Raw genomic sequence first — 12554 nt, 5'->3', positions numbered from 1 at the left:
TGGACGACGAAGCGTGCATCCCATGCCGTCGTCTGTCTTAGGACACACCGGAGGGCGACGATGATTGACCGCGAGGCTCAGGCAGAAACAAGTGGCATGGCAGGCCTGCATTACGACCGCAACCTATGCCTTCACGAAATGGTACGTATTCAGGCTAAGCGAACGCCAAAGGCCGTAGCCCTTGTTTCGGGCGACACGAGGATCGATTACCACGATCTCGATCGCATATCCGATGCGCTCGCGTCTCATCTGATCAGAATCGGCGTCCACAAGGCCGACATCGTCGGGCTTTTCCTGCCCCGCAGCGTCAACGCCGTCATCTGCACGCTGGCCATCCTCAAGGCCGGCGGCGCCTATCTTCCCTTGGACCCCGCCTTCCCGATCGAACACCTTGATTTCGTCATCGGTGAGACCGCGCCGAAGGTGATTTTCGTCGATGCCGATTATGGCGACAAGCTTGGCAGCGTGCCGAGCATGAATGCCAAGGTCATCGAGGCAAATGCAATCATCACGGAAATGTCCGGTCGCCCGCGAACGGTAGCGCCTGCACCGGAGATATCAGGCGGCGACCTCGCCTATATCATGTACACGTCGGGCTCCACGGGACGGCCTAAAGGCACGATGATCTGCCATCGCAGCATTTCACGCGTGGTCCTTGACCAGAATTATGTCGAGTTCCGTGCTGACGACGTCGTGCTGCATGCGGCCACCATATCCTTCGATGCATCGACGCTGGAGATCTGGGGCGCGCTTCTCAATGGCAGCACATTGGCCATCATGCCGGATGCGGATTTTTCGATTTCGCGCCTGTCCGACTTCATGCAGGAAACCGAGGTCACCATCGCCTTTCTGACGACGGGGCTCTTCAATCTCTTTGCCGATCACGCCCGCGCATCCCTTCCGAGGCTTCGGCACATCCTCTTTGGCGGCGATGTCGGTTCGGCCGTTCACGCACGGCGCTTCCTGGACCTTCATGCCGACTGCAAGGTGACCAATGCCTACGGCCCGACCGAAACGACCGTGTTTGCAACGGCCTTTCAGGTCCTGCCAAGTTTTTCGGGAGCCGAGCTGCCGATCGGCAAGGTGATCGCCCATACCGGCATCGCCATTCTGAACGAGGAGCTGCACATCGTTCCCCCGGGAATCGAAGGACAACTTGCCATATCGGGCGACGGTCTGGCGATCGGCTATTTCAAGCGCCCGGAGCTGACGGAAGAGAAGTTCGTTACGATCGAAACCAAGGACGGCAAAACGCGCTTCTACCTCACAGGCGACGTTGCAAGCCTCAAGCCGGACGGCACCGTGACCTTTAAGGGACGCCGCGACCGACAGGTCAAGGTCAACGGCAAGCGCATAGAGCTTGATGAGATCGAGGCCGCTCTTCGTCGCGATCCGCGCCTTGCCGACGGCATCGTCCTTTGCCACATACAAGGCGAAAACCTCAAACGCATCGTTGCCTATCTGTGCCCGAAGGAAAGCTATACGGGCGCTCCGTCAGACCTTGCTCAGGTCGTCATGGCAACGCTGCGCGCAGCACTTCCAGCTTACATGATCCCAAGCGCCGCTGTCGTCGTCGACCGCCTGCCGCTGACGACAGCCGGCAAGGTCGACCGCTCCAAACTGCTTCCGCCGCCGATCGAAGCCCAGACGCGACCCACGGATACGCGCAGTCGTACCGAAGAGCTGCTGATGACCCTTTGGCAGGATGCTCTCGGCCTGCCGAGTGTCGACCTCGACAGAAACTTTTTCGATCTCGGAGGCACATCGTTGCAGCTGATGGAAATTCACGCCGGCCTCGAAGAAGCGCTCGGCAGGTCGATCGACGTGGTCGCGTTGCTGCGTCACCCGACAATTCGGGAACTGGCACTTTATCTCGACGGCCGCACACCAGGCCCAACGCGCATCGCCGCCGCCGCCCAGCGGGCGGCGATGCAGAAGAAGGCAATCTCTCATATCCGCAGGAGCTCTGTATGAAACGGAATCACCAGGAAATTGGCGATCAGCGTGATTTCGACGGCGATGAAGACTTGAGCGGGCAGATCTCCGGGCACATTGCCATTGTCGGCATGTCCGGCCGGTTTCCGGGCGCCTCGTCGGTGCAGGAATTGTGGCACCTAGTGCTGGAAGGGAAGACCGCCTTTTCGCTCTTCTCGCCGGATGAAATCGAAGACGCATTCACCGACGAGGAGCGGGCGCAGCCGAACTATGTCGCGGCAAGACCTCATCTCGAAGGCGCCGACATGTTCGACGCCGAGTTTTTCGGGATGTTTCCGCGTGAGGCTGCCGTCACCGACCCCCAGCACCGCATCTTCATGGAGATATGTTGGGAAGCGCTCGAGGACGGCGGCTACGATCCGCAGCGCCATCCGGGCCTTATCGGCGTCTTTGCCGGCTCTTCCATGCCGACCTACCTGATCAACAATGTTCTGCATGATCGCGCCAAGGCGGAAGAATTTACGTCGAATTACCAGATCGGCTGCTTCCATGAATTGGTCGGTGCATTGAATGACACGCTGGCCACCCGCGTCGCCTACAAGTTCAACCTGCGCGGTCCGGCTTTCACATTGCAATCCGCGTGCTCCAGCTCGCTGCTTGCGATTTCGCAGGCCTGCCAGAACTTGCTGACCTACAGCTGCGACATGGCTCTTGCCGGCGGCATCTCGGTCACCATCCCGCAAAAAAGAGGTTACATCTATCAGGAAGGCGGCATGGCCTCGCCCGACGGTACCTGCCGGCCGTTCGATGCCACTGCTGCCGGAACGGTTTTCGCCAGCGGCGCCGGCGTCGTTCTTCTAAAGCGATACGAAGATGCACTTGCGGATGGAGACAACATCTATGCTGTCATCCGCGGCTACGGCATCAACAATGACGGCAGCGACAAGGTCGGCTTCACGGCACCGAGCGTGGAAGGGCAGGCCGAAGCGATTGCGACGGCTCTTGCCAACGCGGCCGTCGACCCCTCCAGTATCGGCTATATCGAGTGCCACGGCACGGCGACACCGCTTGGAGACCCCATCGAATTCAACGGGCTGACACGTGCCTTCGCACAGGAAGCGCCGGCGTCGGCCAGCTGCGCGCTCGGCTCGATCAAGGGAACAATCGGCCATACGGACGCAGCAGCGGGCGTAACAGGGCTTATCAAGGCGGCACTCGCCCTACGCAGCGGCAAGATCCCGCCGATGCCCAATTATCAACAGCCCAATCCGCGCATCAAGCTCGACGGAAGCCCCTTCTATATCCCGAAGACAACGATCGACTGGCCAAACGAAGGACCACGGAGAGCAGGTGTCAGCGCTTTCGGCGTAGGCGGAACAAACGTTCACGTCGTTTTGGAGGAGGCGCCCTACTCGCCGCCTACATTTAAAGACGTAGAGGGGCATTACATCTTGCCTCTTTCGGCGCGCAACAAGCCGGCCCTTGCCCAAATGCGCGCCAATCTGAGCAATCATCTCGCCAGCAATCCGGAGCTTTCGGTTGCGCAGCTCGCCCATACCCTACAGACGGGACGGCGGGAGTTCAGCCACCGGCTGGCCTTTGCCGCCGAAAGCGTCGAGGAGGCGATCCTCAAGCTGACGACGGAAAGCTACCAGCCGCTCGTCGCCACCGATCAGCCATCGGTCGCCTTCATGTTCCCCGGACAGGGCGCGCAATATGTCGGCATGGGCGCCGGGCTCTACCGCTCGGAGCCGGAGTTCGCCCGCTGGATCGACCGAGGCTCAGAGCTCTTGAAAATGACGTTGGGGCTCGATCTGCGTGACTACATCTGCCACACCGGCCAGGCGACGCAGGCCATCATCGACGAGCAGCGCGAGACCCGGATTGCGCAACCGTGCCTTTATCTTGTCGAATATGCGCTGGCCCGGCTTTGGCTCAGCCGCGGCGTAAAACCCTATGCCATGATCGGGCATAGCGTCGGCGAATTCGTTGCCGCAACGCTTGCCAACGTCATCTCGTTCGAAGACGGTTTGCGGCTGGTCGCCAATCGTGGCCGGCTGATGCAGCACCAGCCGCAGGGTGCGATGGTATCCGTGCGCGCCGATGCAGAAACGACTGCCTCCTATTTGCAGGGCGAAGTCGAGATCGCGGCGATCAACGCCCCGAAACTCTGCGTCATCTCCGGGCCCTTCGGCGATATCGAAAAGGTTTGTACAAAGCTTTCGGAAGCCGAGATCGCTTTCAGTCGGCTGCACACATCGCATGCCTTCCACTCCGCCATGATGAACGATGCGGCTATGGCATTGCGCCAGGAAACCGAGAAGGTGACCTACGGCACGGCCACCATCCCCTTCATTTCCGGTGTGACGGGCGACTGGCAGACCGGCGAACTCGCCACATCACCCGATTATTGGGCCATGCATTGCCGCGACGCTGTCCGCTTTGCCGATGGGCTGGCAACGCTCTGCCGCGACCGCAAACCGATCCTTCTCGAGGTCGGGCCGGGGCGGACACTATCGGTCTTTGCCGCCCAGACTGTCGCACGCGACAACCTTGCCGCCGTCGTGCAAACCCTGCCCGAACATGATCGGGCAACGGCTGCGGTGGCAACGCTTGCAGAGGCCCATGGCAAGCTCTGGATGGCGGGCTGCAGGCTCAATTGGCCGACGCTTCCTGCAGCAGCACATCTGCGGCTGCCGTTGCCGACCTATCCGTTCCAGCGGCAGCGCCACTGGATCGATGCTCCACCATCCGCACGCCGCGCCTCGAACAGGCGTGTCGAAGCCGAAACAGACAATCGGCCGCAAGCCGAACCTCTCGTCTCTGATGTCAACCTCAACGGGGAGAATCGAGCAATGAATGTTGCCGCACCCATTTCCGCCAGCCGTGTACCGCAATTGGAAACGGCCCTTCTCACCCTGCTCAGCGACATGTCGGGCGAAACGCTCGGGCCGGATGAGCGGGCAGCGACATTCCTGGAGCTTGGTTTCGACTCCCTGTTCGTCGGCCAGTTCGCGCAGCGCATCGAGAAGGACTTCAAGGTCAAGATCTCCTTCCGCGAATTGCTGAGCGACATTCCGTCCGTTGTCGATCTGGCTGCCTATCTCGACCGGCAAATGCCGCCGGATGCGGTGAAAGTGGCCGAGCCAACGCCTGTAGCTCCCGCCGCTGCCGCGTCGATGCCGGTCGCAGCACTCTCGGCACCAATGCCAGTCATGGTGCCGGCTCCCCAGGTCGCATCGATGCCGGCCGGCGCGTCCGATCTCGCGACGGTATTGCAATCGCAGATCCAGATGGCGCAAACACTGTTTTCCCAGCAGCTGCTGATGCTGCAGACCATGCAAGGCGGCTCTCCGGTTGCCGCAGCGCCAAGCGCGATGATCGCAGCCCCGACTGTGCCGGCTCTGCCGGTTGCGGCAGTGAGCCAACCTGCGCCCCCTCCTGCCGCTGCCGCTTCTACAGAAACCGATTTCGGCACCGAGCGCATCAAGCTCTACCGCCCGAACGCCAAGAGCGTGACCTCGGAAATCTCCACCGCCAAACTGGATTTCATCGCCAACCTCACCAAGGCCTATGAAACCAAGAACGCAAACTCGAAATCGTTCACGCAGGAGCATCGCGGACACCTGGCAGATCCCCGCTCCGCATCCGGCTTCCGGGCGGATTGGAAGGAAATGGTGTTCCCGATCGTCTGCGATCATTCCAAGGGCGCGTATATCTGGGATATCGACGGCAACCAGTACGTGGATCTGGTCAACGGCTTCGGACAGACGGCGTTCGGCCATGCGCCTGAATTCGTGATCGACGCCGTCAAGGAGCAGGCCGACCGTGGATTTGCAATCGGCCCTCAGACGCCGCTCGCCGGCGATGTCGCCAAGACGATTGCCGAAATGACCGGCCATGAGCGCGTGACCTTCTGCAACACCGGTTCCGAGGCCGTCATGGCTGCGATGCGGCTTGCCCGTGCCGTGACCGGCCGGGACCGCGTCGTGGTCTTTGCCAATGACTATCACGGCCAGTTCGACGAAGTTCTGGTCAAGGGCCGCAATCGGGCCGACAAGCCGATCGCCCTGCCCGTTGCCTCGGGCATTCCGATGGCCTCCGTGTCGAATATGACAGTGTTGCGCTACGGGGCGCCGGAAAGCATGGATTTCATTCGCACGAACGCGAGCGATATTGCGGCTGTCATCATCGAACCGATCCAGAGCCGCCATCCGGAATTGCAGCCGCGCGAATTCGTTCAGGAATTGCGCGCCATCGCCACCCAGTCCGAATTCGCGCTTGTCTTCGACGAAGTGGTCACCGGTTTCCGCGTCGATCCGGGCGGCATGCAGGCGATCTGGGGCATCAAGGGCGACATGGCAACCTACGGCAAGGTCGTTGCCGGCGGCATGCCGATCGGCGTCCTCGTGGGCAACCCGCGCTTCATGGATGCCCTCGACGGAGGTCATTGGGCCTATGGGGACAGCTCCGTTCCGATGACGGCGCCGACCTTCTTTGCCGGCACCTTCGTGCGTCACCCGCTAACGCTCGCTGCCTGCAATGCCGTGCTGCATCACATCAAGGGCGAAGGTTCCGCCTTGTACAATCGCGTCGCCGAACGCACCGAAGCATTGGTGGCGGAAATCAGGGCCGATCTTGCCAGACGCGGCATCGCTGATGTCGTTCATGGCTACAAGAGCTGGTTTGCCACGGATTTCTCCAGCCAGGATCCGCTCGGTGCATTGTTTTACGCGCAGATGCGACTGAACGGTGTCCATATTCAGGACGGTTACCCATGCTTCCTGACGACGGCCCATATCGAAGACGATTTCCGCTCCATAGCCAAAGCCTTCCGCGATAGCCTCGATGCCATGCAGGCGGCCGGGATCTTCTCCTCGAAGGAGGAGCCTTCTTTGCCGACAAAGCAAGCGCCGGCAGCCGCCGCCAGGCCGCAGTCCGCGCCACTGACGGAAGCGCAGACGGAAATATGGCTCGCAGCCCAGGCGGGCGACGAAGCCTCCTGCTCATTCAACGAATCCTTTTCGCTGACGCTGGAAGGAAAGCTCGATGAGCCGGCGATCCGCGAAGCGTTCGATGCGGTCATCGCCCGCCACGACGCATTTCATATTCGCTTCGATCGCAGCGGCGAACAGTTCCAGTTCATACCGGACTTCACGGTCGACCTCCCGGTGCTTGACGGCTTCGATCTTGAAGGGCTCGCTGACCTCATCGACGATGAAGCCCGCACACCTTTCGATCTGATCAACGGTCCGCTTGTTCGTGCAAGCATCGTGAAGCTGGCTCCCGAAAAGCATGTGCTGGTCTTCACCGCACATCACATCGTCTGCGACGGCTGGTCGATCAACACGTTGATCGAAGAGTTGGCGACCGCCTACCAGGCTTACAAGGCAGGCAAGGCTCCGGAGTTCGAGCCCGCCCTCTCCTTCGCCACCTATTCCACGGATCTGTCTCCGAGACCGGAAAAGTCTGCTGCAACCGAGCAGTTCTGGCTCGACCAGTTCAAGACGGTTCCGGATCTGCCCGATCTGCCGCTCGATCGCCCGCGTCCTGAGTACCGCAGTTTTGCCGGCGGCAGCTGCACCGGGTTCATCGACGGCGAAACCTATAAGTCCCTAAAGAAACGAGGGGCGAAATCGGGAGCGACGCTGTTCTCGACACTGCTCGCGACCTTGCAGGTGATGGTATCCCGTCTGTCCGGCCAGGACGATATCGTCATCGCCATTCCTTCAGCCGGCCAGAGCCTACTGGATGGCCAGATCCTCGTCGGCCACTGCGTCAACCTGCTGCCGCTGCGTCAGACCATATCGCTGACCGAGTCCTTCGCAGCGCATCTGAAGGCGACGCAGCAGCTCGTCTTCCAGGCGTTCGAACACCAGGACTATACGTATGGCACGCTGGTGCGGAAGCTGGAGACCAAGCGCGACCCACGCCGGCTGCCGCTGACGGAAATCCAGTTCAATCTCGAGCGCATGGCTGGCGGATCGTCCTTCGGTGACCTCAAGCCCACCGTAGAGCCGAACGCAAAGGCCTTTTCCAACTTCGACCTGTTCTTCAACATGATCGAGGCGAACGACCACATCCGCATCGACGTCGACTACAATGCCGATGTCTTCGAGCGCACGACGGTGGAGCGCTGGATCGGCCATTTCTCGACGCTGGCCGCCGCCCTTGCCAAGGACATGGACCACAAGATCGGCGAGTTGTCGCTGCTTTCGGCAAAGGAGAAATCCTGGCTGATCGATGATCTCAATCAGACAGCTGCGCCATACGATCACGATGAGTTCGTCTTCTCGCTCTTCTCGAGGAAGGCCGCGGAGCAGCCAACCGCCATCGCCGCCCAGCATGATGGCCAGACGATCACCTATGGCGAGCTGGAAACGCGGTCGAACCAGCTCGCGCTCTATCTCCAGATGGCGCTTCCCGATCCCGGCCAGCGCATTGCCATCCTGGTGGAGCGCTCGCTGAACATGATGATCGCGCTTATCGCCGTCATGAAGGCTGGGCACACCTACGTACCGATGGATCCGGCTCATCCGGAGCCACGCCTGCTGCAGACGCTCGATATCGCCCGCATCGGCGGAATGATCTGTGATAGCGACAGCATGGCTCGGCTTGCCGCCGCAGAGACCCCGGTCATCCGGCTCGATCAGGATGTCAAGGCCATCGCCTCGATGACGGGCGCTCCCCTGAAGACCTTGCCCGTCGATACAACCGCATCCGCGTACATCATCTTCACCTCCGGCTCGACCGGCATGCCGAAAGGCGTTGAAGTCTCGCACCGAGCCCTGACGAACTTCCTTCTCTCCATGGTGAAGGAACCGGGTTTCAGCGCCAGCGATACGCTGGTTGCGGTCACCACGATCTCCTTCGATATCGCCGGGCTGGAACTCTACCTGCCGCTGATATCGGGCGGGAAAGTCGTGATCGCCAGCCGTAGCCAGGTACAGGATGGTTTTGCTCTGGTGAAACTCGTCTGCGACGAGGAGGCCACCGTTCTGCAGGCAACGCCGACGCTCTGGCAGATGCTCCTTGAGGCCGGCCTCAAGGATCGCCCGAAGCTGAAAATGCTGAGCGGCGGCGAACCACTCCCCAAGGAACTCGCACGCTCTTTGCTTGGCATAGGCGGCGAACTCTGGAACATGTACGGCCCGACGGAGACGACGATCTGGTCCTCGCTTCAGCGCATCACGGATGCCGATCAGCCGATCACGATCGGGCATCCGATCGCCAACACCCAGCTCTTCATTCTGGATCAGGGTGAGAACGTCGCACCGATCGGCGTCATCGGCGAACTGCACATCGGCGGCGATGGGCTTGCCGAGGGATATTTCGATCGTCTCGACCTGACCGAAAAGGCGTTCGTGCCGCATTGCTTCGCGATCGGCAAACCGATGCGGCTTTACAAGACCGGCGACGTCGGACGGCGGCTGGCGGACGGTTCCCTGCAATTGCTTGGCCGACGCGACCAGCAGGTCAAGCTGCGTGGCTTCCGCATCGAACTCGGCGATATCGAAGCCGTCGTCTCGAAAGCTCAAGGCGTCTTCCAGTGCGCCGTCGTGGTCGCTGAAAACGCCAAAGGCGATCGCTCGCTGGTCTGCTATGTCGTGCCATCGGTCAACGGCGGCGACCTCTCGACGACGGATATCGCGGCCCATGCCAAAGCCAATCTGCCGGCGCATATGGTTCCGAGTTTCTGGGTGACGGAAAGCGAACTGCCGCAGACCGGCAACGGCAAGCTCGACCGCAAGACGCTGCAACAGCGGGGCGTGCCGCAGCGCGGCTCAGCGCCAGCCAAGGCCCAGCCGAAAACCGACATGGAACAACGGCTGCTGGCGATCTGGCGGGATGTGCTTGATCTCAGCGACATCGGTGTCGACGACAATCTCTACGCGCTGGGTGCGGACTCGCTTGCCATATTCCGCCTTGCCGCCCGCATGCGCGATAGCGGCTTGCCGCTGGAGGCAAAGCATCTGCTGAAGCATCCAACGGTTGCCGCACTGGCAGGCTTTGCGGAAAGCCAGGGTGAGGAGCTTTCCGATCCCTTGCAACTCCACATTCCATCACTTCGAGATTTTCGTAACGGCGCACGCCGCGGTCTGGGGGCATCTCTATGAGTACAGTTGATAACAGTCCAAGCGGCCCTCTCGTCGAGCCGCAGATCATCGGCGAATTTCCCTGTACCCAGACGCAATTGCGCTGCTGGATTCTCGATCAGCTCAATCCCGGCAATCCGGCGCTGAATGTCGCCGTCCGCTGGGAAATTCGAGGCACCTTTAAGGTTTCCACCCTGGAAGCCGCCTTTCGGAAGGTGATCCAGCGCCACGAAATACTGCGCACCCGCTTTATCGAAAAAGGCGGCCGTCCGTTCCAGCAGGCCGTCAGTGACGTCAATTTCAAGATGTCGGTGATCGATCTGCGCGGAATGGCGCCGGAACAACGCCAGGCAAGAATCCTGTCGATCGGCGAAGAAACGGCGCAGGCGCCCTTCGATCTCAGCATTCCCGGGCTATTTCGAGTGACGCTGCTGATGGCGGAGAACGAGCGCGGCTACCTGCTCATCACGGCGCATCAAAGCTGCTTCGACGGCTGGTCGATCCGCGTGCTTGGACGAGAGGTCGGCGAAATCGCCGCAGCGATCGATGCGGGGCGGATGCCGGCGCTGCCTGAGTTGCCCTTGCAATATGGCGACTATGCCCTTTGGCAGCAGGAATATCTGCAAAGTTACGGCTTCGAGACGGAAAAGACCTTCTGGCGCGAAAAGCTGGTGGGCGCTCCGTATTTCGAGGTCACGCCCGACCGTCCGCGCGGCCAGGTCAAGACAAGCCGGGGTGACATCCTGTCCATTGTGCAGCCGGCGGCCTTCACTGACCGCATGGATGCTGCCGCACGCGCGCATCGCGTGTCGCAGTACAGCTTCGGCGCCGCGGTTCTGAGCGCTGCCCTCCATCGACTGACGGCAGCTCCGACCGTGCTCTTCGGATCGCAGATCGCCGGGCGCGAACACAGCGATCTGGAAGACATGATCGGCGTGTTCATCAACAATCTGGTTCTGCGTTTCGACTTCGGTTCCGACGTGAGCTTTGCCGAACACATCCGCGCGGTCGGCGAAGCGATCGAAGGGACACTGAACCATCAGCGCATGCCCTTCAACAAGCTGGTGGAGCTGGTCAACCCGGTGCGCGACCCCGCTCGCAATCCGCTGATTTCGGTCAACTTCAATCTGCAAAAGGCATTTCTGGAGGACCGCCGTTATGGCGGCTTCGAACTGATCAGCTCGCCGTCGCAATCGCCGGGCGTCATCTACGATCTCAGCTTCATCATGATCGGCCGGCCGACAGGCTGGCGGATGTCGATCGAATACAACGCGGATCTGTTTGATCCCCGCACGATCGAAAGCCTCCTTCAGCTATGGAAGAATGCTTATGAAATTGCTCTCGATCGCCCTGAGGCGCCGCTTTCTTCGCTTGTTGCGCCGCAACGGCACGAAGCATCTCTCCCCAAGGCTGCGGCGGTGGATGGCGTCGTCGCAAGCAGAGCGCCGCGCGATACGCGAATGGAAACGCTTGCTGAAATCTGGAAAGATGTCCTACAGGTTTCGCAAATACGCCCGGATGATGATTTCTTCGCGCTCGGCGGTCATTCGCTTCTCGCGCTCCGGCTCCTATCGGAAGTCCGCTCAAAATTTGATGCCACCCCGACACTCCAGCTTCTATTCAAGCAGCCGACGTTTGCGGGCTTTGCATCTGCCATCTTTGACGCCGACGAAGCGGCGCCCGCGGGGCAAAAAGCGATAAATCCATGGGAGTTGGTCACGTGCAAGCACGGCACCGGGAACGGCGCGGTCTACACGCTCAACCACCCATTCCTGTATTATCGCCTTGCCAACGAGTTGCCTGAAAACGTCTCGGTGCATAACGTCAACATGTTCCACGCGGATATGAAAAGCGGGCTCGACCGCTTGAGCATCGAGGAGATCGCCAGCCAAGCGATCGACGCCATGCAGATCGACAGGTCGATCGGACGCATCGCCATCGTCGGCCTGTGCGTCAATGGCATCCTTGCTCTCGAGGTCCAGCGTCAGCTCCACGAAAAGGGCATCGACGTCGGCATCACGGCGATGATCGATGCCTGGGCGCCCGGCTATTTCGCCTCGCTGCCGAAGCGCGAACAGAAGCTTTGGAACAGGGAACGGAGGCGCAAGCGGCTCGCCTACTTTACGAAAAAGCTCTTCGCACGACGCATCCGTCTGATCGACTACCTGAAGGAATTCGAGGTTTCCCTGAAGCTTCTGAAGCTGTTCGGCGTCAAGGCGGGTCAATACACGGCCGAGGAAGAAACCAACGAGAGCGTCACGCAATTGCTGGTCGGGGCGGCACGTCGCTACAAGGCGCCGCAGACCAGGGATCCCACCATCGTTCTGCTTCGGAGCAGCGCAACGCATCCGCGGGCACGCAAGCTGCGGTTCGGGTGGGGTGATGCTGTCGCGGACGATTGCATGGTGGTCGATATCGACGGCTGGCACGAGGATTCGCTCACCAGCAACGGTATCCGCGACCTGGCGGCCACCCTCTCGCATAAACTCGCCGATGGCTAGTTGTCCATTGAATGGCCTGCAA

General features: G+C 60.7%; 3 protein-coding genes. All 3 read left to right on the top strand.

Translation table 11 applies throughout. The annotated features are described in order from the left end of the window. The first annotated feature begins 60 nt into the window (after positions 1-60). Genes HGP17_RS26870 through HGP17_RS26860 form a run of 3 tightly spaced genes read left to right on the top strand, consistent with a single transcriptional unit; the run spans position 61 to position 12532 of the window. The gene (locus HGP17_RS26870) at positions 61-1974 is read left to right on the top strand and encodes a non-ribosomal peptide synthetase (RefSeq protein WP_168813691.1); all 1914 of its coding nucleotides are present in this window, start codon (positions 61-63) and stop codon (positions 1972-1974) included. Beyond that, positions 1971-10052 carry a non-ribosomal peptide synthetase/type I polyketide synthase gene (locus HGP17_RS26865; protein ID WP_168813689.1) on the top strand — a complete coding sequence of 2694 codons (8082 nt, stop codon included), beginning with the start codon at positions 1971-1973 and terminating at the stop codon, positions 10050-10052. Before HGP17_RS26870 ends, HGP17_RS26865 begins: the two co-directional genes overlap by 4 nt. Continuing rightward, complete coding sequence (locus HGP17_RS26860) at positions 10049-12532, top strand: condensation domain-containing protein (protein ID WP_168813687.1); 2484 nt, start codon at positions 10049-10051, stop codon at positions 12530-12532. Before HGP17_RS26865 ends, HGP17_RS26860 begins: the two co-directional genes overlap by 4 nt. The last annotated feature ends 22 nt before the right edge of the window (positions 12533-12554 follow it).

The organism is Rhizobium sp. P38BS-XIX (assembly GCF_012641435.1).
Classification (GTDB): Bacteria; Pseudomonadota; Alphaproteobacteria; order Rhizobiales; family Rhizobiaceae; genus Rhizobium.
This window is presented reverse-complemented; position numbering and strand designations above follow the sequence as displayed.